A 24577-nucleotide genomic window follows, 5' to 3' on the forward strand; every position below is an offset into this window, starting at 1 on the left:
TTTAGTTACCGCTCCAGCCGCACCAGTCATCGCTGCCCATGCCGATGGGTGAACCTGCCGGTGGATCCACCGGCTCTGGCACAGTGACTGAAGACGGGTCGTCAATAAACTGCTGAATGAGATGGGTGGCATAGCCGTAATGGGCTTTTAGGCCTTCGTCCCGTTCTCTCCTCTTCTGACTATTGAGCCATTCACTCAATTCACTAATTTTCATCATAGCCACGGCCTTTACCTGGTGAGAGGCTGAACCGTGGTTGGCCAGCGCCATGAGGTAATGCAGGGTTACCATGTCTACTTCTTTCTGGATCTCACCGTCAAGACCGTTTTCACGGTTGGCATACCAGGTGTTTTTTAAAACGGTGTTAATCACTTCATCAAGCCCCGGATTTTTCGAATCTCTGGCGTGGTATTCCACAAGCCTGGCTGCTCTTTCGTGATGAAGGACCATCCGCATGGTTAACCCGGCCGCTGTTTCCGCTGCCGCAAGGGCGTCGAAAGCGACACCAGTGTGAACATTGAATGTTTCCCTTGTTCGCGGGTAACCGAAAGCTCTGGGGGGGATTAGATTAAGCACATCTGCCGGAATGGCCAGTGCCTTAGGTGTCACTGTATTCATGAGGGCATCCAGAGCTCTCCGCTGTTCTTTTGGATCTACAATCTTTACCACTGGCTGGCCGTCTCCGCGGACAGCGTAACGAAATTCCAGACCACCCACCACTTTCGAGGCGGCCTCTAGCTGATAGCGGTGATGTAGGTAAAGAGGTACCAATACCTCTTCCAGAGATGAGTAGGGTGCTCCCTCTCTAATATTGGCTTCACCAAAGTTGGACAGGGCGATGCCTCTCACCTTCATGAGGTGGTTCAGCTGATCAACAGCATTTTCACCGTTATCCCAAAGGTGTGCCTGGGGGTGGGCGCTTCCCTGCGGCCGGGCGTCCTGATCTGTGATGAACCAGAGGCCTCGATTCCAGGCATTACTTAAAACTTTTTCCAGTTCGCTGTTTTCATTGGTTCCTTTAGGAAAATCCCTGTAAGCGTACTCCACAGCCACCTTATCCCATTCACCAATATCCGTATCGTAGGCACGGGACCAGTCTAGAGTGCCGTTGCTGCGTATTTTCATCATGGGATGCGGATAGTCCATGACTGAAGCTCGGTCCTGAGTACTTGAGATGTAGTTGTGAGGAAGTCCTAAAGTGTGACCAATTTCATGGGCTACAAGCTGGCGAAGACGGGCCAGAGCCAATTCTCTTATGTCATTGGGGACTTTTGTCCCATCTTCGTAGGGTGCCATGAGACCCTCGGCAATGAGGTAATCCTGCCTTAGCCTGAGGGAACCCAATACTACGTGACCCTTTAAAATCTCTCCCGTCCGGGGATCGCGGACAGAACTGCCATAGGACCATCCTCTCGTTGCCCGGTGGACCCAGTTTACGACGTTGTAGCGAATATCCATGGGGCTGACATCTTCAGGAAGCAATTTGACCACAAACCCATCTTTATACCCCGCCGCATCGAAGGCCTGGTTCCACCACTTGGCGCCGTCGAAAGCGGCAGAGCGGACAGGTTCCGGCATGCCTGGATCGATGTAGTAAACAATGGGTTCCACCGGTTCACCGCGCCGACCGGAGGGATTCTTTCGATTGAGTCGGTGACGGCTAATCACTTTCTTTACAATGCGCTCATCCAATGGTGTGGCGTAGTCCATGTAGGTCAGACCATTCATGCCGGCACGGGGATCAAACTTCCGTGTTTCATATCCTACTTCAGGAAGTTCAACAAATGCATGGTGTTGCCGGACCGTGACAGCCGAGGCTGTAGGGGAGACATCTCGGATGTAACGCCCTTCGGGTGTTCCCACAAAAGTGAGAGTCACCTCGAATTCAGAATTTTTTGGGAAGTTCTCTGTTCCAGGTAGATAAAAAGCAGAGCGGGATTCATCTATTTTGTAGCTTCCCTGTCGCGACTGTTTCAGTCTACCGGCCACATTATGGGCATCTCGAAGGAAAAATTTTGTGGCGTTTACAAGCACGGCTTTGCCGCTTTCCGCCTCAACTTTAAAACCCCAGTGGGTGGATCGAGCGAAGGCATCCTTCACAGCATTTATTTCAGCCTGGTCTTTCGAGATAGCCCGGAAGGCGTAGTTCTGTTCCACCATAAGTACTTTGGGACCAATCAGCTCAAACACTACCAGATGACTTCCGCCCAGTTGTGCTCTGTCCAGACCGATATCGTTGGAACCGATACCGGCTGAAAGCGATCTAATATAAAGAAGTTCCTCATCGAACTTGTCGATCTTCATAAATATCTCACCGGTGGCATCATTCCAGTAAAAGTCCATGAAACCTTCATAGGGTTTCATCCCTTTCGTTTTTTCTTGAATGGAGGGCAATTCAGCACCATGGAGTGAGACTATAAAAATTGAAAGGAAGAACAATAAGGTGATGTTTTTGTTACGCATGATTAACCCCTTGTTTGTTGAAAATCTGAAAGAACAATATACAAAAGTGAGCTATGATTCCCACGCCGGGCAAGCGAGGTTTTTGTAATCACACCAGTCACAGTGGTAACCGCTGCAAGGCTCAAACCGTCCGGCACGGATGCCCCGGGCTACATCGGTAATCTTTTCCCGTGTGGCATCGAGTTCCTTTTCCGTGAAAGTGTGGCTGTGCTCAGGCTGTTCCTCATCGCGGAGAAAGTAGAGTGTTGCCGTTTCCGGGATGCCCGCCAGCTTTTCATCTTTAGTTTGCTGGAGATAGAGGCTGTAAATACCGAGCTGGACAGAGTTCTTGGCCGGTGTAGATCGCTTGCTGGTTTTGTAGTCGACCACCTTATTCCCGTTTGAGGAATTGTCTATACGATCAATCATCCCAACGATACGGATGCCATCAAGGTCGAAGGAAAATTTCAATTCCGTATCCAGAACATCTGGCGGTTCCTGTTTGGTATTTTTGACATACCGTTTCAGCATCTCCACCGCCTGTTCTTTCAGCTTTTCTTCACGTTGCATGTAGGCAAATTCCCCACTCTTCCACTCTTCATCAAGAATCTGAAGAATTTGATTTTCGGTTAAATCTCCTCCGGAACCGTGAAAGCGCTCCAGCACCTTGTGAATAATGTTTCCGAATGTGAGCTGTGGCCGGCTAGCTGATTCGGGGATTTTGTCTATCTGTTTAAATCTGTATTTCAGGGGGCACTCCAGGTAGGTTTCAACTGTACTTGCGGAGAGTGACAGGGTCTCTGCTGGAGAGGGGACAAAGCTGTCACTGAGTTCATTCTGCAACTCTGTTTCCCACGGTTCATCGCCCCACTCTATGGTGTCACCAGCCTGAAGCTTGTGGAGAACGTTCAGTGCCTTGATCATCTTTTCAGCGTTGGTGTAGTCATTCTGAGCAACTGCTCGCTGGAGCTTGTCCTGGTACCTCTTTTTCAGGTCTGACGCCATTTAAACCCCGTCCTCTGTCACCGGATTCTCCCTGTCGATTTCATGAACCAATGATTTGTCCAACTCCTTAACAAAAACTGAGGTTGCTTTCGACGGCGCTAGCAGAAAAAGCCTTTCTTGTGCTCTGGTGACAGCAACGTACATAAGGCGGCGTTCTTCTTGAAGGTGGTGATCCCGGTCAGAGAGAATGCTGTGTTTAACATACTGGACCCACTCATCGGGCGGACGGCTCACCAGCGCTTCCCGCCTGAAAGCGAGAGGAAAACTCCCGGACCGGTTGAATGGGACAAAGACAACTGGGAATTCTCTCCCCTTCACACCGTGAATGGTCTGAACGGTGACGGCATTACTGTTTTCTGAGGAGGGCAAGTGAGCCCGCCAGTTGCCGGCCGTCATCATGGATTCTAGATAAAGATTGAAACTGTGCAGTCCTCGCTCATTTTCTCTGTCACGGCTGAATTCCTGGGCTTTTTTCAAGAGATTCCCAGTGTTGATGAGAGCTATCTGGTCCTCATAATGGTGCCGTTTAACCAAAGGTCGCAATAGTGACGTTCTTTCGCAAATTTCCCACAGCATCTCGCCGGCGTTCTTTTTCTTGGAAAGCTGCTGCAGCTCTTCAACTTGTTTGAAGAGTGCTTTTGCTTCAGGTGGAAGACTTCCGTTAAGAGAGTTCAAAAGCTGAATTCTGGGTGTCGAGTCTCGTATATCGAAACGGCTAAAGAGTTCATAAGCAGTTTTATCATTGGACGCTTCACGAAGGAGCCTGTAAAGAGCCGTCTCTTTGTGCTTGCCTTCACCAACCACCTGGCACCATGCCACAAGAGTCTTGATTGAAGGAATATCGAAGAATTGACGAAAATCCGCCTGAGTCGGAATGTTGGCACCCAAGAAACTGTCAGCTAGAGATTTGGCCTGATTGCGTGTTCTGCAAAGGACAGCAATGTCTTCAAAAGAAAATTCCTTTGTCAGCAGATCAAAAATTAGTTCAATGATGATTGTTGGCTGCTCCATTTTGGTTGCCCAGATGAGTGTAGGGCGAGGTCCTTTACGCCCGCCTTCAGACTCGAGAAACTTGGCCTGTCTGTCGTCATTATGTTTTATGATATCATTGGCAAGATCAAGGATTTGCTGGTGGGAGCGGAAATTCGTTTCTAACGGCGTGGCGAGGAAATCTTTGTGGGAGCCGTAACTCTTTTCAAATGCTTTAATGTTGTAAGCGGATGCTCCGCGGAAGCTGTAGATTACCTGATCATCATCGCCTACCACGGTGACGCTCTGTCTGTTCTGGGCCAAGAGACCAACGATTTCGTTCAGGGCAAAGTTGTTGTCTTGGAACTCGTCCACAATAATGTGGTGGAAGCGGTCCCTGCACGCTTTCAGGGCTTTCTCATCAGATATCAACAGATCATGTGCCTGGAGAATCATATCGCCGTAATCCACAGCATTTAGATTCCTCTTCACCGCCTGGTAGTGGCCATAGACTCGCCTCAGGTCATTGATCTGTGCCATTATCTCGGTGTCAGTTTCATTTTGAGGATTTGGCATGGCTGCCGGGTCCAGCAGTTCGTCCCGGCACCGGCTGAAAAACGGGAGGAAGCTTTTCACCACCGCTTTTTCAGGCTCCAGGGCAAATTCCGTCGACTCGAATGGGCCCAGATCGTCAAATGTATCTAAAAGTATGTAGATCGCTTCACTCTCGTCTAGCAAGCGAGGCGCTGGAGAAACATTACCGAATTCTTTAACGGTCTGGTAGCAGACACTGTGGAAGGTTCCCACTGTCATCTTTTCAGCTGGCTGCCCAACTTCAGAAACCACCTTCTCCTTCAGTTCCCGCGCCGCCCGTTCCGTGTAAGTAATCATTAGAATATGGAATGGATCGATATTTTCATTCTCGATGAGATGCACCATGCGCTTCACCAGTGTAAAGGTCTTACCGGTACCTGCACCGGCCATGATCATGAGAGGAGAAGGAGAGTGTTCTATGGCCTGACGCTGCTGGGAGGTTGGATGGTTACTCACGGCAAAAGTTACAGACACAGCCCCGTAGAAGGAATGTCAATAATGAATTTTCAGATTGATATTCAACCGGTTGAGATATAATTTCCCGCCAGAGGATATACTCTTGCCTCGGTATACTTTAAATATAAATGGTCGGGACCGGAAGGTGTCGGTGGATGAAGATACTCCCTTGCTCTGGGTTCTTCGCGATGAGCTTGGTCTGACCGGAACGAAGTTTGGATGTGGACGGGGCCTGTGCGGTTCGTGTACAGTTCATTTGAATGGCGAGTCCACCCGTTCATGCATGACCACTGTCGATTACGCCGAAGGAAACGATATCACCACCATCGAAGGCCTTTCGCCTGACGTCACTCATTTCATTCAGGAAGCGTGGATTGCGGAAGAGGTTCCCCAGTGCGGCTATTGTCAATCTGGACAGGTCATGGCCGCCGCCGCCTTACTGGAACGCAATCCCAATCCTTCCGATCAGGATATTGATGTGGGAATGAAAATGAATCTTTGCCGCTGCGGAACATACCAGCGCATCCGGAAGGCTATCCACAGGGCAGCAGGTGAGATAAGATGAGCACCTCAGTTTCCAGAAGAGATTTTTTGAAAGTGACCTCTTCGGCCGGTGCCGGGCTGATGATGGGTGTTTACCTTCCTGGCAAACCCCGTTTCAAATCTGCAGCCGTAGACAGTTTTGAACCTAACGTCTGGATCAAAATTTCACCGGATAATAAGGTTACCATTACTTTGGCGAAGTCAGAGATGGGCCAGGGAGTCAAGACAGCCTTGCCCATGATTGTGGCCGACGAACTGGATGCGGACTGGCAAAATGTAGAAGTAGTTCAAGCCGATGCCCATCCTGACAAATATGGTGGTATGATGACTGTTGGGAGCAGAAGTGTAAGAGGCGGTGCCTGGATACGACTTCGGGAGACAGGGGCCACCGTCCGGGAGATGCTTGTCTCCGCCGCCGCAAAGCGATGGGGGGTTGACCCCGCATCCTGCCGGACAGATAACAGCTCCGTTTATCACGATGCATCAAATAGATCTCTGACCTACGGTAAACTGACAGCCGATGCATCAGGGCTAAAGGTTCCTAAGAAACCACAGCTGAAAGACCCTTCCCAGTTTAAGTACATCGGCAAATCCATACCTCAGATAGATACACCGGACAAGGTGAGCGGGAAAACTGTTTTTGGACTGGATGTGCGGCTCCCAGACATGCTTTATGCAACCGTCGTTCATCCGCCGGTTTTCGGCGCTTCCGTAAAGAGTTTTGATGATCGGGAAGCAATAAAAGTCGCCGGTGTAAAGAAAGTGTTTCAAGTCTCTCTGGGTGTGGCGGTGGTGGCCAAAAGTACATGGGCCGCCTTCAAGGGTGCCAGGGCACTCCAGATCAAATGGGACAATGGTAATTTTTCCATGGATACAAAGGACATTTCAAAAAGCTTCCGGGACTTGGCCAAAAAAAGGGGTGTAGTAGCCCGAAATGACGGGAATACAGAAAAGGCCATGAAGAAAGTTGACAGTCATCTGGAAGCGGTCTATGAGGTACCCTATCTGGCTCACGCCACTATGGAGCCCATGAACTGCACGGCCCATGTAAAGCAGGGTCGTTGTGAACTGTGGGCACCCACACAGAATCCCCAGGGATCCCAGCGGACGGCCGCCCAGCTCACAGGTTTTTCCAATGATCAGGTCACAGTTCACGTGACCCAGTTGGGGTGCGGCTTTGGCCGGAGAAGCAGAACAGATTTTATCCAGGATGCCGTTGAAACAGCCATGAAGGTCGACGCTCCTGTGCAGGTCGTCTGGACAAGAGAAGAGGATATGCAGCACGATTACTACCGGCCTGCCACTTACAATATTTTAGAAGCAGGACTCGATAAAGCGGGAAAACCTGTAGCTTGGAATCACCGTGTGGTGGCACCACCCATCGGCAGAAGGGGAGGCCCCAACAGCTTGGATCGTTCTTCTGTTAACGGTGCATCCAACCTGCCCTACGATATCTCCAATATCTTTGTGGACTATTGCAGATCCGATATACCCGTTCCCGTCGGTCACTGGCGCTCGGTAGGTCCTTCACAGAATACATTTATTACGGAAAGTTTTATCGATGAAGTCGCCTTTGCCGCCGGAAAAGATCCGTTTGAATACAGAAGAAAACTGCTGAAAAACCAGCCAAGACTCCGAAATGTTCTGGAACTGGCCGCTGAAAAATCCGGCTGGGGCGGGAAACTTCCCGAAGGCTTCGCAAGGGGCATAGCGGTGGTGGAAGATAAGGGGAGCGCCTGTGCACAGGTTGCAGAAATCTCTATTGAAAAGAGTCAAGTGAAAATTCACCGTGTCACCTGTGCTCTTGATTGTGGTCAGGTGATCCATCCAGGTATCGTGGAATCACAAACTGTCGGATCTGTGGTGTATGGACTCTCGGCCGCTCTCTATGGCGAAATCACCATCAAAAAGGGGAAGGTGACCCAGAGTAATTTTGACAACTATCCTCTCCTTGGTATTCATGAAATGCCTAAGGTAGATGTTCACCTGGTAGACAGCAATGAAGAGCCAGGTGGGGCAGGTGAACCGGCCGTACCACCTTCAGCTCCCGCTGTTACAAATGCAATCTTTGCTCTCACTGGACAAAGGATACGGAGTCTGCCAGTTTCCCTTAACGGGATGAGGACTATGTAGTCCGGAAAAACCTCTTTTTCCTCAGAAGAGGTGGCTTTAGGCAGTCCTTTTTTCTTTATTGTAAACCTGATCCTAATTATAACTGTTCTTACTATCCATTGGAAATGGGTGAAATTCCTTTTTAACCTTTTACCTAATTGCTCCGTCAAATGAGCAAATGATAAATGAAGGACGGCGACCTTGTAATACGGTTTCAAAATGGAGAAGAACAAGCATTTGATGAGCTGGTTAAAAAACATTACCCCACAACACTCAACTTACTCGTCCGCCTTGCCGGCAACAGCATGGACGCCGATGACCTTTGCCAGGAGACGTTTATTCGCGCCTACCACAGTCTCAGGAAATTCAAGGCCAAATCACAGTTTTCAACATGGCTTTACCGAATCGCTGTTAATGTGGCCAACACTCACCACAGAAAGGAAAAAACGAGGCAGTTTCTCTCATTTGGCCACGACCCGGAAGCTATGGCAGCTGATGATCCTAAGGAGCCACGTGAATTGGACCCGGAGATGTGGGATGCTATTAACAGCTTGCCACAGAAACAAAAAATGGTATTAACATTGAGAATATTTCAGGAACTTCCCTTCAAAGAGGTGGCTGGCATTTTGAACATGACTGAAAACAGTGCCAAAGTAAATTATCACCACGCCATTGAGCGACTTAAGTCAACATTAGGAGAAACCGAGTAATGTCCGTTGAAAAGCGGCTCAACTCCCTGAAAAGCCATTCAAAAGAACCGGGTGATACCGAATCTTTCCTGGCTGAGCTGAAAGGCGAGATGATTCGACGGGGTCGCAGGCGACAGAACATTGTGAATTCTATTTCCGGTTTGGTAGTGGCACTGGCTATAGGGGTGGGACTTTACATCACCAGTCCGACTGCCGATCCAACCCTTGCCAATGCTGATATGTCGGAGATAATTATTGATCTGAGCGGTCAGCCGGACTCTATCACCGTTTTTGATGATGAAGAATTCATTATGGCATCTATGGATTATCTCATTGGTGGTACAGAATTAATAAGTACGGGTTGGTCAATTATTGAAGACCTTTCATTATATGATTACCTGGAAACAGGTGAAAAGATATCTCTGGAGGAACGGTCATGAAAAGAACCATAATAGCATTTATAGCTCTCAGTTGTTTTCTGACGGCCCAACCCCGGCCTGGAAGTCCCTTGACACCGCTTCAGGATCGTCACCGCGGCAGTCGGCTGGAAATGATGAAAATGTGGCAGCTTACGGAAAGGCTGGCACTGACTGAAGAACAGGCCAGTAAATTTTTTCCGAGGTACAGTGCTCTAGAGAAAGAGCTTAGAAAACTTAGTACGGATCAGCGGGAACTACTTGGTGAAATGAGAAAAATGATGGGTGAGGACAAAGAGGTTACCGATAAGGAACTGGAAAGAATTACCAAAAAAGTGTCCAAACTGGAGCAACAGAAAATAGAGAAAAAACAGAAGTTTTTTGAAGACCTGGATGAATTTCTTACCCCGAAGCAGCGGGCCGGGTACTACGGTTTTGAACTGTGGTTCAAGGATGAGCTCCGCCGAGGATTGGAAGAAAGAAGGAAAATGGGGCCGCCTAGAAAACCCGGCGACTGGAAGAGAGATATGAAGCGACAAAAGAGGTGGAACGAGCCTTACCGCTGGTAAGAGTGTAATCGATTAACAAAAATTTAGGTTTACCGAAAAGAATGGAACGCGGTGTTCCAGAACTCACAAGATGTAAAGCCCGGGACAATTATTTAAGGAAATAATCGTTCAAAGTGTCATGATTTACTCAAGAATGAATCATCTCATCTTAATGGGCATCCTTTTAGTTATCTCTATCATGGAAGGCCCACTCACTGCGCAAATTACACAGGTTAATGACATCGTGGGCTATGTGGTAGATGCTACAAACGGTGAAGCGCTCCCATTTGCCAATGTAGTGGTGAAAGAGAAGGATCGCGGCGCTACCACTAATGAAGAAGGTTACTTCGTTATTGTCAATGTGCCGACGGGGCAATGCACCCTGAGCGTTTCCTATATGGGATATACAACAAAAGATCTTGTGGTGCAGAATCGTACCGGAAAACGACCTCCACTTCGTATAGATCTTGAAATTTCCACCCTCAACCTGGAAGCTGTTGAGGTGGTGGCCGATCAGTATCAGATCATGAAAAGTTCGGATGAAGTGAGCAAGATCACCGTAGCCCCGAGGCAGTTAAACTTTCTCCCCAATCTCGGCGAAGTGGATATCTTCCGTTCTCTCCAGCTCCTTCCAGGGGTCAGCGGGAGTGGCGACGGTTCCTCAGGACTCTATATACGCGGGGGGACTCCGGATCAGAATATGATTCTTCTTGACGGAATGTCAATCTATCAGGTGGATCACTTCTTTGGTATGTTCAGCGCCTTCAACGCGGATGCCATTAAGGATGTCCAATTGTGGAAGGGGGGCTTTCCGGCCAAATACGGCGGACGGCTCTCCAGCGTCATCGAACTGACCGGGAGGAGTGGAGATAAGAAACGGAAACGCTTCGGCCTCGGGGCCAATCTGCTGTCTGGCCAGATGCTCTACGAAACCCCCACATTCTGGAAAGGTACATGGCTCATTTCCATTCGCCGCTCTTACACCGATTACCTGCAGAGCCCGTTCTATAATCAAATGTACAAGTTTGTTTTTGGCGATGACACACCACAGTATATGCAAAACCGACGCCAGTTCAACCAGGACGGCACATCTGCTTTCCAGACGAATGTGATTCCCATCTTCAATTTTTATGACATCAATTCAAAGTTCACATTCACGCCTAATGACAAAGATGTGTTCAATGTATCCGTTTATGTGGGACATGACAATCTCGATAAAGAGACGCGCATAGAGGGTATTCGAGTTCGCCGCCGACCTGGACAGGGACAAGGTGGCTTCGGGGGAGGGAATGCCCTTACGGCGACTCGCGCCGATGACAGCAATACCCAGTGGGGGAATCGAGGTCTCAGCATGAGGTGGGCCCGCCGCTGGAGCGACCGCTTTTACAGTGGACTCCAGATGGCCACATCGCTGTTCAACAGCGATTATACCCGGAACCTCTATTCCATCGAGGCCAGCGTGGGGACACCGTTTAATCTTGCCGAACTGAATCAGGTGGCTGACATGTCCTTTCGATGGGACAATACGTGGAACGCTACAGAGAAAAATATAGTAGAATTCGGTACCAGCTTCACCGATCTTTATACTCAGTACAAAATCGATTATTACGATACTGTGACGGTGGCGGATATCACCTCCGAATCGTTCCTGCTGAATTTTTATCTTCAGGATAAATGGCAACCTATCCGTTCTATGGACATCACAGGTGGTATTCGTGTTGCCATACCGACCTATCTTGCTGACCCGTCGGCTCTATTTACCTTCAATACGGTAGAGTTTAATGCGGACAAACCCTACATCGAGCCGAGACTTTCTTTTGGTTGGAACCTTAGCGATCGTATACGTCTGAAAGGAGCCTGGGGGCACTACCATCAATTTGTGAACAACATCCGGGTGGAGGATGTTCTCCAAGGCAATAGCAACTTCTGGCTCGTCTCCGATGAAAACTTCCGCCCCGGTTTCTCTAAACATTACATTCTTGGCTTGCAATACAACAGCCCCATGTACCTTTTTTCAATGGAGGGATACTACAAGACGCTGGACAATCTCGTGGAATTCTCTCGCCGAAATACACGGAATGCAGACTACGGCAATTTCTTTTTCTTTGGAGATGGTGCAGCGCAAGGGGTTGAGTTGCTTGCTCAAAAAAAAGCGGGTGTTATCAACGGATGGATCAGCTACACATTGGCTGAGGTGTTCTACAATTTCCCCTCACTGAATGACGAAACCTATCCGGCCGATCACGATAAGCTCCACGAACTGAAGCTCATTGTCACTTATAAAAGGGGAGCATGGAATTTATCCGCAACCACCATTTATGCTTCAGGGCTTCCGTACACGTCGCCGGAGAGCCGATACTATATTCCATTGCTGAATGGCGACGAATTCAGCTATTATCATGTGAGTGACAAGAATGGCTATCGCCTGCCTGATTATCACCGTCTCGATTTGTCTGCCTACAGGAATCTGGAGACGCCGAATTTCAATTGGGATCTTGGAATCTCCCTATTCAATATTTATAACAACCAGAACGTGAGTTACCGTGAATTCGACCTCGAAACCGTGCCAGTGACCGTCTCGGATGTTTTGCTGCTCAGCTTTATGCCCACGCTCTTTTTCAAAGTGACGATGAAATAGGTGAGTGTTATGAGATCACTGTTCAGGATGATGTTTATTGCTGTTGCCGGTATCATTTTTTCCGGCTGTGATAATGAAGTGCTCATCGTTCCTGATGCAAACCTTGCAGCGATACGGGCCTACATTTACGCTGGCCAACCCGTCAATCAGATCAATATCACCTCGACACTAGCGCTGGATGATGAGTCTGAATCTGCTGAACCTATCAACGAAGCGGAAGTTTCTTTGTACAAATATGGCTCACGTTATGATCTTGTGCTCTCAGAAGGCGATAGTGGATATTATAGCTACAATGGTGAAGATTTGACTATTGAAGCGGGAGATACATTTGACATCGAGCTTGTCTGGGCCGGGAAGGTTATGACGGGCACCACTGTGGTGCCACCAAAGCCTCAAGAAGCAAGTCTCACCATTGATACTCTGGCGGTACCTGAGATTAACAGTCGGCAAGATTTTATTAACTGGATCATGTCAGGTGATAACAGGACTGAGATATCCTGGGAGAACGAAGAACGAAACTATTATTACATTACATTCGATAATGTGGAGGAAGAGCCTGAACCTATCGATCTTCAGCTTCCTCCGCGTTTCAAACGGTTCATCACTCAACCATTTCGTTGGTCAAGATACACTCTCAGTTCCGCAGTGGTCACACATTATGGAGATCATGAGTTGGTACTCTACCGCGTAAATGAAGAATATGTCATGCTCTATGAAACCAGCGGGCAGGATTCGAGAGATCTGAATGAACCGTTCTCCAATATCGAAGGGGGTCTTGGAATCTTTGCCGCTTTCAACAGCGACACCTTAAATTTCACGGTGGTAAAAGAAAGATAATGATTTACCTCATAAACTCAATAATATGAAAAGGAAATCAAGTGCGTAGGATAACTATCATAGTAACATTTCTCTGTTTCACAGTTTTATCAGCTCAGCCCCATGGTCGACGAGGTATGCAGCGCCAGCAGATGAAGGATGCACCTAAAATAGGTGTCGTTTATGGAACAGTTGTGGATTCGGCCTCAGGTCTTCCGGTCCCTTATGCATCCGTTTATGTCGTCAGCCAGCGGGGAGGAACCATTGTTACAGGCGGCATCACCAAGGAGACAGGTGAATTTCACATTACCGAAATTCCGCTGGGTCGGTATATGATTATAGTAGAATATATCGGTTACACAAAAAAAGAGCTGGGTCCCCTTACCTTTTTACCCTTTGGAGATAACAAGACCACTCACGACCTGGAGACCATTCCAATGGTGCAGAAAGTTTTGGAGATGGGGGAGGTTCAGGTGATGGGTGAACGCCCCATGTTTATCCAGACCGCCCAGAAGCGGATCTTTTCCGCTGAAGAAAATACCCTCTCAACAGGAGGATCGGCCATTGATGTTCTGCGCCAGGTTCCCGGAGTGGAAGTGGATATGGATGACAATGTGAGCCTTCGGGGAAGTTCCCAGGTGAACCTCATGATTGATGGAAAACCGTCCACCATTGCCGGCGGTGATGTGAAATCGCTTTTGCGGAGCATTCCTGCTGCCAACATTGCCGATGTAGAAGTGATGACCAATCCAGGTGCCAAGTATGATCCGGAAGGGATGGCCGGTATCATTAACATTGTTTTGAAAGAAAACAAGTTTGCCGGTCTGAACGGTAATATGAATTCCAGTGCTGATTCCAGGGGTGGAAAAAATATTTCCGGCCAGGTTAACTGGCGTACCATCACTCTCAATACCTTTGCGAATGTGGGCGTTCGGCAAAGTGTCCGTCAGTTCTCAGGTGACTCTTACCGAATTTTTCAGTTTGATTCCTATAACAATATACTCGACCAGGATAACAAGGGTGACCGAAACGGGGATAACCTTTTTCTGAAAACAGGGTTTGAATATTTCATTGATCCCATGCAATCCGTGGCCTTTTCTGCCACCCTTAACGGCGGTGATGGTATTAATAATAATCTGACCACTACTTCAGAAAGCGGTCTTTTTGATTCTGAATATTACCGAGATACGGACGGTCTCAGTGACAGGGGTGGTTACGATATCAACTTTAATTATGACAAGAAATTCAAGAACCCTAAACAGAAGCTTACTTCATTTGTTCGTTACTCTTCAGGGGGGAGTGACGGCTCCAGTGAATACTGGACAACACCTCAGTCCGGTTTTGAGGAGGTTGTGGACCCAAACGGGGCAAAAAATGGAAATGAGGGAGCGGATACCAACTTTGATCTTAAAACTGATTATGTTCACCCTTTTGAAAACGGTAATCTCCTGGAAGTCGGTTTTAACAGCAGGTTGCGAACGCGGGACGACAGTCAACTGGCCTACATTTTTGATGATGGCAACAATATCTTCGTTGATGACAGCCTCTACACCAATCAATTTCTCTACGACGAGAATATAAACGCCGCCTACGTCCAGTATACCACGACTATAGGTATTGTGGGCATGACTCTGGGGGGTCGGTATGAAAATGTATCCATGAACTCAGAACTGATAAATACCCGCGAAAAATTTGAAAACCCCTACAGTAGTTTTTTCCCCAGCCTTTCCCTCTCAGCCGGTGCGCCTCAGCTTTTGCAAGTTCAAGCCAGCTATTCCAAACGGGTAAACCGTCCTCGCTCCCGGCAGCTGAACCCTTTTACCACCCGTCAGGATATGCAAAACATGCGGGCGGGAAATCCCTTCCTGAAACCTGAGTATATTGACTCTTACGAGATTAATATTGGCCGTTTCTCAAGAGGTTTTTCAGTGACCGTGGGTCCTTATTACCGTTACACCAAGGACAAGATCGAGCGGTACAAAGAGGTTACAGACAGGGGTGTGTCCATTGCCACCTATGAGAATATCAGTGAAAAGGAAAGCAAAGGGTTGGAATATACTTTAATTGGTTCTTTGGGTATGAAATATAGGCTCATGTTCAATGGAAGTATCTACTGGGATGAAATCAATACAGACATTTTCGGGGAAGATTACAACAGGACTGCAAAGGGTCAGAGGTACAGTATTAACACAACCTGGAACATGAACCCGACGACGGAAATGATGTTCTTTATGTTTTATAGGCCGGCACGGGACATTCCTATCGGCAGAATGGGGTCCATGTCTTTCTCTGCCGTGTCGTTGAAAAAGAAGTTCCTTGATGAGAAACTGAATGTTTCAGTCCGGATGGGAGACCCGTTCAACCTGACAGGATTCCATTTCGAAACTTGGGGTGACAACTGGTCCCAGGAGGCCAACAGAGACTTTTTTAGCCAGACCTTTACTCTCTCTCTGGAATATCGCTTTGGAAAGATGGAAGACCGGAGCCGTTTCAGCAGGCAGGGAATGGAAAACGGCAACAGGGACGACTTCGAGATTTATTAAGGTCGGTTTTCCCTCTGTTATTTTTCGCCTGAACAGTTTCCCAACGGGCTCAACTCTTTATATATTCTTTTTGTCATGAACGATCTTTCCGCCGTGCTGGAGCGTTGGGAACCGGTCATAGGTTTGGAGGTCCATGCCCAACTCTCCACCCAGACAAAAATGTTTTGCGGTTGCCGGAACGTCTACGGCGCTTCTCCAAACAGTTATACTTGTCCCACATGCCTTGGACTTCCCGGTGCCCTCCCGGTAGCCAATGAAAAGGCTGTGGCTTACGCCTTGAGGCTCGGTCTGGCTTTGGGCAGTGAGATCACACAGTTTTCCCGGTTTGCCCGGAAGAACTATTTCTATCCCGACCTGACAAAAGGGTATCAGATTTCCCAGTATGATGAACCGCTCTGTGTGGGTGGAACAGTGACTGTTCGATGGAAGGGGGAGATCCGGGAAATGTCCCTTACGCGGATCCACCTTGAAGAGGATGCAGGCAAATCTCTCCACGCCGAGAAGGGAAACGGCACTAAGGTTGACTTTAACCGGTGCGGTGTTCCTCTAGTGGAAATCGTGTCTGAACCCGTTATTCGATCTCCAGGTGAAGCAAGGGCTTACCTAACCCGACTTAAACAAATACTTGAATACCTGAATATTTGTGACTGCAACATGGAAGAAGGGAATCTCAGATGTGATGCCAATATTTCACTCCGCCCCAAAGGGGAGATTGAATTTGGTGTAAAGACTGAAATGAAAAATATGAATTCATTCCGCGGTGTAGAGCGGGGGCTGGCGAGTGAAATTGTGCGCCAGGCCCAGGTGCTGGATGGCGGGGGAGAGGTAGAACAGGTAACACTTCTTTGGAATGAGGCGGAGCAAAAGGCGGAAGTGATGCGCACTAAAGAAGAGGCCCATGACTACCGGTATTTTCCCGATCCCGACCTGGTGCCTCTTTCTGTGAGTGATGGCGATCTGGATTCGGTGCGTTTATCGCTCGTGGAAATGCCGTATGAGAGAGAGGAGCGTTTTGTCAATCAGTATGGTCTCCGGCTGGAGGATGCACTGATTCTTACTTCTGAGAAATCGCTGGCTGGCTATTTTGAGGAGACGGTCTCAGCCGGAGCTAAGCCGGTGGAGGCAGCCAAATGGATATTGGGGGAAGTGCTTAGTATCATCAAAGATGGGGGGATGTCGGTGTCGTCATTTTCCGTTACACCTGATCAATTTGCCGGACTGTTGAATTCTGTAAAGAGTGGCACCATTAACAATACAACAGGAAAAGATATCTTGCGGAAAATGGTGAAGAGTGACCTTGCAGCCGCTGAGATCATCGAAAAGGAGGGTCTTGCTCAAGTGTCCGATGAAAGTGCGCTCAGTGAAGCGGTGGCTCAGGTGATAGCCGACAACCCTGATGAATTGGCCAAGTACAGAGAAGGCAAGAAGGTGCTCGTCGGTTTTTTTATGGGCGAAGTGATGAAGGCCACCGGCGGCAAGTCTGATCCCAAAGCGGTGAAAAAATTACTTACCGCTTCTCTGGAGCCTAAGTAATCTCGCGGAACTTGCCATCCTGAACGGAGTAATATATGCGTTATGTGCTATTTCGATCGTTGCAAATCATGGCTCTCATCTCAGTACTTTCAGGACTCTATATCGGTGTACGCGATAGAAACCTCATACTCGAAGTCCAAGCACTTGCCGGGGGAGCAGCACTTTTTTATGTCGCTTACTGGGCGAATAAGCGATGGGGAAAGCAATAAAAAGAATTTGTTTATACATTATACCAACACTTAATCCGTAATCAGGAGGAAAACAACATGGCAATCTGGAATGATATCAAAAAGAATATTAAAGAGGTTGGGAATGCAGCCGCTGAAAAAGCTGGGGAACTGGGTAAAGTAGCCGCCACCAAGACCGAAGAGCTGACCAAAGTCGGCAAGGTAAAGCTGGAAATTCATCAACTGGAGCGAGACCTGGACAAATGCTTTGCCAGTCTCGGCCGTTACGTTTATGGCACTACGGAAGGAGAGAACGTCTCCAACTTTACAGGAAATGATAAGTTTTTCAAGATGGTAGAAGAGGCAAAGGATTTCAAGGAAAGAATCTCCCAAAAGGAAGAGAGCCTTGAAAAGATCAGGAATGAATACAGTTCAAGTGAGGAGGAAGAGGGAACTACCGAATCTTCAGACTAGTTTGACGGCTTCGGTCCAGGTTTCCGTCTAAACTTTGGTTTCTAAGAAAACAAGTGATTCTCTCGGTCACGCCCTTGCAGTTTATTTCAGTGAAATAGAGAATACCCAGCCCCTGGAGCCCGAGGAAGAGGTCAGGCTTACTAAGCTTGTTAGGGAAGGGGACAAAGAGGCTCTCAACAAACTTATTAACGCCAATCTGAAGTTTGTGGTTTCGGTGGCGAATAAGTACCGCGTGACGGGGATTCCCCTGGAAGATCTCATCAATGAGGGCAATATCGGTCTCATTAAGGCGGCTTACCGCTTTGATGAAACGCGGGGTTTTAAGTTTATCTCCTACGCTGTCTGGTGGATACGACAGTCCATCCTGCAATTTATTTCGGATAAGGGGAGAGTGGTGCATCTTCCGGCTAATGTGGCCAATGCCGTAACTAAGATGAAAAGACGGTCCGAAGAGCTGGAGCATTCACTGGAGAGAATGCCCACGATGGAAGAGCTGGCTGAAGTGATGGAGATAACGAAACAGGAAGCTGAAAAGCTTGTGAAGTTCAATACCAGAAGCCTCTCTACTGATCAGCCCGTGGGGAGTGACGAAAAGACATCATTGCGCGATCTCCTACAATCGGATGACAGCCGTCCTGAGGCCCAGATTATGAAGGATTCGCTCACCGAAGAGATCAAACGGGTGCTGAAAACAATCCCGGATCGGGAGGCGATGATTATTGAATGCTATTTCGGGATTGACATGGACCGCCCCCTGACTCTAGAAGAGATTGGCGACAGTTTGGAACTAACCCGGGAAAGGGTTCGCCAGCTGAAAGAGAGGGCTATTCGACGCCTTCAGCACGCAACCAGGGCACATCTGCTTCGGGCATTCTTAGGCTGATTCTCTTTGGAAAATTAGCCTGATTTCCTAAAATTCCCCTACTACAACCTCGAGTATCATGCATTTATTTAGCCGAAAAGGGACATCGAGCGGTGGGATGCGTTTTGTTGTTATCAGAGATGACAGCGACGTAAACGTACACCAGTGGTCGTTCTCACAAGGAACAGTGATTGCCATATCTCTGTTATCCATTATTCTTTTTGCTTCTATTCTTTTCTTTACAACGGAATTTCTGACCCAGTTTCTTTACCAGGCGAAACTCCGGGAGGTGCGAGAGAAGAATCAGTCTCTCGTCGCCGTTCTCACAGATCTGCAAACCAATTTGGATCTAATGCAGAAAGATATGGCCGAACTGGAAGATAAAGATAAAGCTTTAAGAACTTATGCCAATTTGCCTCTCATCGATCAGGACATTCGCCGGGTCGGTGTTGGTGGATCTGCCATGAATCGAACTTCAAATCTTGAGACGCTGGTTCCTGACATTGATGCCAAGATATCGGATATTGAAATGAATATCAGCGAATTGCGCAGGAAGGTCCGTCTTGAGAAGGAGAGCTATACAGCCATCTACAATACTATCAAGGATAATTCGCAGCGCCTCTCATCAATTCCGTCCATCCGGCCACTGGAGGGCGGGTATTTGAATACAGGTCTGGGTTACAGAAACGATCCTTTTTCCGGGGAGATGCGATTCCACCACGGGCTGGATATTTCTTCCAATAAGGGAATGCCCGTCTACGCCACGGCAAATGGGAGGGTTGTCTCAGCCAGTAAGCTGGGTAATTATGGCAACACCATAAAAATCAATCACAGTCACGGTTATCATACGTTTTATGCCCATTTGCACAAGATACTGGTGAAGCGCGGTCAGGAGATCAAGCGGGGAGACCTGATTGGCCAGGTAGGGAATACAGGAAGATCCACCGCCAGTCACCTTCATTACGAAGTGCACTATTTCGGGACCCCCCAGGATCCCGAGCACTATTTTTTAGCCCGTAATCTCAGATAAAATAAGAGTCATCTCGCAGAACGAGATTCTTGACTCTCTTTCAGACGGGAGGGTAACTTTACCTCAATGAAGCGTTATTACATTGAGACCTACGGCTGCCAGATGAATGTGGCAGATTCTGAGCTGGTGGCCAGCATGATGGAGAAGAGCGGTTTTGCCCGGTCAGATTCCGAGTTCGGTGCTAATGCTGTTTTTCTCAATACGTGTGCAATCCGGGAGCATGCTGAGGACAAGATACATTCCCGCCTGGGAAAACTCAGAAAGCTGAAGAACGACAACCCAGAGATGATTATCGGCATTATGGGTTGCATGGCCCAGCATGTGAAGGATAACATCCTCGAAAATAAACCCTATGTAGATTTTGTTCTGGGCCCCGACTCATACCGCCGAATTCCTGAACTCCTGCGCCGCCATGAGGAGACAAATGCTTCTGTTGTTGACACACGCCTTTCCAGGTTCGAAGTGTATGAAAATCTCTATCCTTCCCGTCAGGAAGGGATCAACGCCTGGGTCTCCATTATGCGGGGATGTGACAAATTCTGTACATTTTGCATCGTCCCGTTCACCCGGGGACGGGAGAGGAGCTGTACTGTGGAAAGTGTTGTGGAAGAGGTCCAGCAGACGGTGGACCAGGGCTTTGTGGAGATTACACTCCTCGGTCAGAATGTGAACTCCTATCGGCACGGTGATGCCCGGTTTCCAGAACTTCTTGATGCTGTTGCGCAGATCCCCGGCGTGATGAGAATCCGCTTCACATCGCCTCACCCGCAAGACATTGATGACGATATGCTTTTCGTCATGCGGGATCACGCGAACATCTGCAATTCAGTCCACCTTCCCCTTCAGGCCGGCGCCGAGAGAATCCTAAAAAGAATGAACCGCACTTACACCCAGGCACAGTTCCTCGCTCTATCGGAGCAAATCCGGAACATCCTGCCCGGCTGTGGCATATCTACTGATATCATTGCAGGGTTTCCTGGTGAGACGGAGGAAGAATTCGGCGAGACGCTGGCTGTCATGGAAAAAGTAAAATTCGATTCTGCATTCACGTTCAAATATTCTTCAAGGCCCGGCACCAAAGCGGCCGAATACAGTGACCAAATCCCGGAAAAGGTTAAAAAGGATCGACTGGCAAAATTGGTCGACCTTCAGTATAAACACACCCTCTTCAGGAACAGAAAGGAAATCGGGAAAAAGGTGAAAGTGCTGGTTGAGAAGGAGAGCAAGAAGTCTTCAAACGAATGGGCCGGGCGGACGGACAACAACAAATGGGTCATTTTTCCCAAAGAATCAGCCGAGATACGTGATCTGGTTGATGTCAAAATTGTGGATGCCCAGGGCGTCTCTCTGTTCGGTGAAATTATTCAAGTAGGTAAAGAATCTCATGCGATTATTTAAGGCTCTTTTAGGTATTGTTGTGCTTCTGGGGCTGCTCCTTGTCCTGATGAAGAATACCGACCCGGTAGCCGTTGATCTTCTTGTGAGGAAATTTGAGAATGTCCCTGTTGCATTTGTCATCCTTGTGACTGTTGGTGTGGGAATTTTCATCGGTTACGCCCTTGCTCTATCAGTGATCATGACCAGCAAGGCTGAGACACGCCTGTTGAGAAACGAGAATAAGAAGCTGTCAGATGAAATCAATTCCCTCAGGAACATCGCTGTTGATGAAGGGATTTACGAGGTTGACGACGAGGAAGAATAGTGGATCTGCTGGGCAGACTTTTCCGCCGGAAAAAAGATTCACACGCTCTTTATACAGAAACACTGGAGTGTCTTCTTCGGGGCGAAACTGACGCCGCTTTCACCAAGCTTCGGAAACTTGTTCGGGAAGATACTGAGAACGTTCGAGCTTACCTGAAACTGGGAGACATTTTCCGGGAACGTTCCCAGACCGATCAGGCCATTAAGATACACCAAGCTCTCACTTTCCGGAGACGGCTCTCGGCGGCCATGAAGATGGAAATCTACACCAGTTTGGCAAGGGATTATTCCGCATCTGGGCGGTATGACCGGGCTGAGGAGCATGCCAACCGTGTCCTGAAACTGGACAGGAAAAACCGGTGGGCCCTCGAATATCTCATTGACATTTGTGAAAAGCAGAAGCAATGGGATAAGGCTTCGAAGTATCTGCGGCGTCTGGAAAAAGTGACCCGCGAAAAGATGCCCGGGAAACACGCCTATTACATCCTGATGCAGGGGCGAGACAGGGAAGAGGACGGCTTGCTCCAGGAAGCAAAAGGTCTTTATAAAAAGGCCACATCAGCGGACGAATCTTTTGCTGATGCATATCTCTACCTCGGGAATCTAGCCGAGAATGAGGGAAACCTTGATGAGGCGGTGGAACAGTGGAAAACATTTTCGGACAAGTCAGCTGGTGCCGGTAAACAAATTTACAGCAGACTTGAAAAGGCCCTCTTTGAACTGGGCAGGTTTGGCGAAATGGAGGAGTTCTACCGTGGACTAAGTGAAAAAGATTCCAGCAATATGGACGCATTTTCGGGGCTCATCAATGTGCTGGCGGCGAAGGGTGAGTTTGATCAGGCCATCACCATATTAGATGATCTTACGAGTCGAAACGGCCAGTCCGTCCGAATTCGCCTGGCACGGCTGAAGCTGGAACTCCGAAAGCGGAAAGAGGATGAACTGTCCAATGAAGTGGATGAAATTGTCACCCTCATACATGGGAGACGTTAATGAAACCATGATCAGGAGTTATTCAATTGTGCTCTCTTTGTCTCTACTTCTTTCAACTGTGTGGTCGCAGGATTTTTCCGATCTGTTTCGGGAAGTGGAGTCGGGCAATTTGGATGCGGTAAGGGCGCGCATCCCTCAACTAATGGACCAATACCCAAGAAATGATGCAGTCGTTTTTCTTGCAGCTCTTGTAAAAGAACGAGCGGAAGAGGCTGTCATCGCATATAAGTCGCTCATCCAGAACTATCCCGATTCACCCTATGCTGATGACGCCATCACCAAGGTAGGTGAATATCTCTACGCCCGGGGACTTTATACGCAGTCCAGCAGAGAATTGGGCAAACTACCGCGATTCTATCCCAATTCCGAGCATCTACAACGGGTTATCGATCTCCAGATCAATTCACTCCTGGCTATTGGTGAAACTGACAGTGCGAAATACTATATTCAAAGTTATGGTGCGAGGTTTCCCTCCCTCGACTTCAACTATGATTTTTCTTCTGAGCGGCCCCTGGTCAGCCGGCCTCTGGGTGACCTAGCACCTACACCGCTCTCCGAAGGGATGAAACGAGCCGATGCTTCCCAGGCGGTTTCAGCGCCACAGCGCTCTCAGGCTTCCAGTGAATCCGCAGTCTCAAGGCCGGAGGCCACCGTGCCACAGTCCAGGAGAGAGCCGCCTCCATCGAAAAATACGGAGCCGCCAGCACCTGCAAGACCTTTTGTGGTTCAGGTAGGGGCCTTCGGCGCGCGGCAAAATGCCCTTCGGCAGGTTCAGCGGCTCCAACAGAGCGGGTATGACGCTGAGGTTTGGCCCGTGACGGTAAAAGGGAAAAATCTATATGCGGTGCAGGTGATCCGTTTCGGCGACCGGACGGAAGCAGAGTTCACCGGGAAAAAATTGAAAAGAGATCTGGGCTTCAATTATCTGGTTATCAAACGACCGGAGTAGACTTGTTTGTGATTAGGTGGCTACAGTTAGGTCATATACCCTGCCATCGGATCACTTGAAAATGGGAATGATTGCGAGGCTGGTGCCCGCCACGGTCTTCAAAACCGTCGTCCCGCCGGAGAGGTGGGAGGTGAGTTCGATTCTCACACGTTCCCGCTAATGGTGTAATTGCCTATATCATAGGAGGTTACAGAAGTAAATCACTGCCATATTCACGCCGTAGCTCATTTTTCAAGCGTTCTGAAAAACAGGCTTAGGAGGGCTAATTTGGCACGTATATGGCACAAGCTTTTCCCTTGACTCCTGAGAAAAGCCCTTTGCATACCGGCCTACAGTGTTGTCCGCTATGAGCGCAATGTCCTCGTAATCTCTTTTGAGGAGATCAACGTAGTGTCGCTCAGTTACGGTAACTGTGGAATGACCGAGCCACTTGCTCACCCTGTAGATGTCAACACCGTTCTGAATTAACAGCGCCCCACAGGTTTTGCGCAGTGTATGTATGTTAGCGTCCTTTATACCCGCCCATTTGTAATACTTTTCGACAATCTTATGGCGTACTTGGTCGCCAGTATAGTCGAAAGGGTGGGAATAATAGCCGCGCCTACTCAGTATCTCCAGGAGTAAATCGCTGAGAGGTAGCGCTCTTCGCTTATTTCGCTTTCCAATTAGGACGATTTGCCGTTCGTTAGTGTCAACGTTCACCCACGTGAACTTAGGCGGAAGTATCTCAGACCGCCTTGCACCCGTCTGGAGATAGAATGTCAGAAGATAGATCGGCTGCATCAACGTCCTGTGTCATCGCCATAGCCCTGTAAAGGGATTCAATCTCATCTCCAGTCAGGAACCTGATCGACTTTTCAGGAGTGCTGACGAATTTCACGTTGTTGAACGGCGAAATGGTCAACAGGCTGGATTTTACAGCCCAATTGAACATCGCCTTGATGTGCTTTAGCTCTGAGTTCAGCCCTGCCTTTGAAAGAAACGTGCCTTTGGGCGTTTTCTCTGTTAGGCGATCACGCTTGGAAAGCGTGTGTGCGTTTACGGGTACCGCGGGTTCGAATCCCGCCCTCTCCGCTCTCTTAAGCCCGTCTCCCCGACG

Annotated in this window: 20 protein-coding genes and 1 tRNA gene; 17 read left to right on the forward strand and 4 right to left on the reverse strand. The window is 48.5% G+C overall.

Annotation, left to right across the window (positions count from 1 at the left end; all coding sequences use genetic code 11):
* Window position 1 precedes the first annotated feature (1 nt).
* From EYO21_01145 to EYO21_01155, 3 genes are all read right to left on the reverse strand, one after another.
* Entirely contained in the window at window positions 2-2362 is a 2361-nt protein-coding gene (locus EYO21_01145; GenBank protein ID HIB02420.1) for a DUF5117 domain-containing protein, read from the reverse strand.
* Window positions 2363-2512: 150 nt separating this feature from the next.
* Window positions 2513-3445 (reverse strand): PD-(D/E)XK nuclease family protein, encoded by a 933-nt coding sequence (locus EYO21_01150; GenBank protein HIB02421.1) that lies wholly within the window; start codon window positions 3443-3445, stop codon window positions 2513-2515.
* Complete coding sequence (locus tag EYO21_01155) at window positions 3446-5464, reverse strand: ATP-dependent helicase (protein ID HIB02422.1); 2019 nt, start codon at window positions 5462-5464, stop codon at window positions 3446-3448. It lies immediately after the preceding gene.
* A 103-nt stretch (window positions 5465-5567) separates the two neighbouring features.
* On the opposite strand from EYO21_01155, the gene EYO21_01160 reads away from it, so the two are divergent.
* The 17 genes from EYO21_01160 to EYO21_01240 all read left to right on the forward strand — a co-directional run bounded on the left by EYO21_01160 (window position 5568) and on the right by EYO21_01240 (window position 23637).
* Entirely contained in the window at window positions 5568-6029 is a 462-nt protein-coding gene (locus EYO21_01160; GenBank protein HIB02423.1) for a (2Fe-2S)-binding protein, read from the forward strand.
* Window positions 6026-8140 (forward strand): xanthine dehydrogenase family protein molybdopterin-binding subunit, encoded by a 2115-nt coding sequence (locus EYO21_01165; GenBank protein HIB02424.1) that lies wholly within the window; start codon window positions 6026-6028, stop codon window positions 8138-8140. The genes EYO21_01160 and EYO21_01165 overlap by 4 nt, the downstream gene beginning before the upstream one ends.
* A gap of 164 nt (window positions 8141-8304) precedes the next feature.
* Window positions 8305-8829, forward strand: a complete 525-nt coding sequence (locus EYO21_01170; GenBank protein ID HIB02425.1) for a sigma-70 family RNA polymerase sigma factor — start codon at window positions 8305-8307, stop codon at window positions 8827-8829.
* Window positions 8829-9248, forward strand: coding sequence for a hypothetical protein (locus EYO21_01175; GenBank protein HIB02426.1), 420 nt, complete (start codon window positions 8829-8831; stop codon window positions 9246-9248). The genes EYO21_01170 and EYO21_01175 overlap by 1 nt, the downstream gene beginning before the upstream one ends.
* Complete coding sequence (locus EYO21_01180) at window positions 9245-9793, forward strand: hypothetical protein (GenBank protein ID HIB02427.1); 549 nt, start codon at window positions 9245-9247, stop codon at window positions 9791-9793. The genes EYO21_01175 and EYO21_01180 overlap by 4 nt, the downstream gene beginning before the upstream one ends.
* Window positions 9794-9911: 118 nt before the next feature.
* Window positions 9912-12410 (forward strand): TonB-dependent receptor, encoded by a 2499-nt coding sequence (locus EYO21_01185; protein HIB02428.1) that lies wholly within the window; start codon window positions 9912-9914, stop codon window positions 12408-12410.
* 9 nt (window positions 12411-12419) lie between these two features.
* Window positions 12420-13247 (forward strand): DUF4249 family protein, encoded by an 828-nt coding sequence (locus EYO21_01190; GenBank protein HIB02429.1) that lies wholly within the window; start codon window positions 12420-12422, stop codon window positions 13245-13247.
* Between the two features lie 41 nt (window positions 13248-13288).
* Window positions 13289-15769, forward strand: coding sequence for a TonB-dependent receptor (locus tag EYO21_01195; protein HIB02430.1), 2481 nt, complete (start codon window positions 13289-13291; stop codon window positions 15767-15769).
* 75 nt (window positions 15770-15844) lie between these two features.
* On the forward strand, window positions 15845-17302 hold the full coding sequence (gatB, locus tag EYO21_01200) for an Asp-tRNA(Asn)/Glu-tRNA(Gln) amidotransferase subunit GatB (protein ID HIB02431.1): 1458 nt from the start codon (window positions 15845-15847) through the stop codon (window positions 17300-17302).
* A gap of 266 nt (window positions 17303-17568) precedes the next feature.
* Window positions 17569-17943 carry a hypothetical protein gene (locus EYO21_01205; protein ID HIB02432.1) on the forward strand — a complete coding sequence of 125 codons (375 nt, stop codon included), beginning with the start codon at window positions 17569-17571 and terminating at the stop codon, window positions 17941-17943.
* Window positions 17944-17977: 34 nt separating this feature from the next.
* Window positions 17978-18826, forward strand: coding sequence for a sigma-70 family RNA polymerase sigma factor (locus tag EYO21_01210; GenBank protein ID HIB02433.1), 849 nt, complete (start codon window positions 17978-17980; stop codon window positions 18824-18826).
* 58 nt (window positions 18827-18884) lie between these two features.
* Window positions 18885-19835 carry a hypothetical protein gene (locus EYO21_01215; protein ID HIB02434.1) on the forward strand — a complete coding sequence of 317 codons (951 nt, stop codon included), beginning with the start codon at window positions 18885-18887 and terminating at the stop codon, window positions 19833-19835.
* Window positions 19836-19901: 66 nt separating this feature from the next.
* Complete coding sequence (gene miaB / locus EYO21_01220; GenBank protein ID HIB02435.1) at window positions 19902-21233, forward strand: tRNA (N6-isopentenyl adenosine(37)-C2)-methylthiotransferase MiaB; 1332 nt, start codon at window positions 19902-19904, stop codon at window positions 21231-21233.
* Window positions 21220-21537 carry a LapA family protein gene (locus tag EYO21_01225; protein ID HIB02436.1) on the forward strand — a complete coding sequence of 106 codons (318 nt, stop codon included), beginning with the start codon at window positions 21220-21222 and terminating at the stop codon, window positions 21535-21537. Before miaB ends, EYO21_01225 begins: the two co-directional genes overlap by 14 nt.
* The gene (locus tag EYO21_01230) at window positions 21537-22529 is read left to right on the forward strand and encodes a tetratricopeptide repeat protein (GenBank protein ID HIB02437.1); all 993 of its coding nucleotides are present in this window, start codon (window positions 21537-21539) and stop codon (window positions 22527-22529) included. The genes EYO21_01225 and EYO21_01230 overlap by 1 nt, the downstream gene beginning before the upstream one ends.
* A complete protein-coding gene (locus EYO21_01235) occupies window positions 22474-23478 on the forward strand; it encodes a hypothetical protein (GenBank protein HIB02438.1) in 1005 nt (334 codons plus the stop codon). The genes EYO21_01230 and EYO21_01235 overlap by 56 nt, the downstream gene beginning before the upstream one ends.
* A gap of 63 nt (window positions 23479-23541) precedes the next feature.
* Window positions 23542-23637: transfer RNA gene (locus EYO21_01240), tRNA-Sec, on the forward strand.
* A gap of 72 nt (window positions 23638-23709) precedes the next feature.
* On the opposite strand, the gene EYO21_01245 is transcribed toward EYO21_01240, so the two are convergent.
* Window positions 23710-24261 carry a site-specific integrase gene (locus EYO21_01245; protein ID HIB02439.1) on the reverse strand — a complete coding sequence of 184 codons (552 nt, stop codon included), beginning with the start codon at window positions 24259-24261 and terminating at the stop codon, window positions 23710-23712.
* Between the last annotated feature and the right edge of the window lie 316 nt (window positions 24262-24577).

This window comes from Candidatus Neomarinimicrobiota bacterium (genome assembly GCA_012964825.1).
Classification (GTDB): Bacteria; Fidelibacterota; Marinisomatia; order Marinisomatales; family S15-B10; genus UBA2125.

Coding starts and splice junctions, on each gene's coding strand:
- EYO21_01145 (HIB02420.1), bottom strand. CDS start 2,362: ATGAAACCCTATGAAGGTTTCATGGACTTTTACTGGAATGATGCCACC.
- EYO21_01150 (HIB02421.1), bottom strand. CDS start 3,445: ATGGCGTCAGACCTGAAAAAGAGGTACCAGGACAAGCTCCAGCGAGCA.
- EYO21_01165 (HIB02424.1), top strand. CDS start 6,026: ATGAGCACCTCAGTTTCCAGAAGAGATTTTTTGAAAGTGACCTCTTCG.
- EYO21_01170 (HIB02425.1), top strand. CDS start 8,305: ATGAAGGACGGCGACCTTGTAATACGGTTTCAAAATGGAGAAGAACAA.
- EYO21_01175 (HIB02426.1), top strand. CDS start 8,829: ATGTCCGTTGAAAAGCGGCTCAACTCCCTGAAAAGCCATTCAAAAGAA.
- EYO21_01180 (HIB02427.1), top strand. CDS start 9,245: ATGAAAAGAACCATAATAGCATTTATAGCTCTCAGTTGTTTTCTGACG.
- EYO21_01185 (HIB02428.1), top strand. CDS start 9,912: ATGATTTACTCAAGAATGAATCATCTCATCTTAATGGGCATCCTTTTA.
- EYO21_01190 (HIB02429.1), top strand. CDS start 12,420: ATGAGATCACTGTTCAGGATGATGTTTATTGCTGTTGCCGGTATCATT.
- gatB (HIB02431.1), top strand. CDS start 15,845: ATGAACGATCTTTCCGCCGTGCTGGAGCGTTGGGAACCGGTCATAGGT.
- EYO21_01205 (HIB02432.1), top strand. CDS start 17,569: ATGGCAATCTGGAATGATATCAAAAAGAATATTAAAGAGGTTGGGAAT.
- EYO21_01215 (HIB02434.1), top strand. CDS start 18,885: ATGCATTTATTTAGCCGAAAAGGGACATCGAGCGGTGGGATGCGTTTT.
- miaB (HIB02435.1), top strand. CDS start 19,902: ATGAAGCGTTATTACATTGAGACCTACGGCTGCCAGATGAATGTGGCA.
- EYO21_01225 (HIB02436.1), top strand. CDS start 21,220: ATGCGATTATTTAAGGCTCTTTTAGGTATTGTTGTGCTTCTGGGGCTG.
- EYO21_01235 (HIB02438.1), top strand. CDS start 22,474: ATGAACTGTCCAATGAAGTGGATGAAATTGTCACCCTCATACATGGGA.
- EYO21_01245 (HIB02439.1), bottom strand. CDS start 24,261: ATGCAGCCGATCTATCTTCTGACATTCTATCTCCAGACGGGTGCAAGG.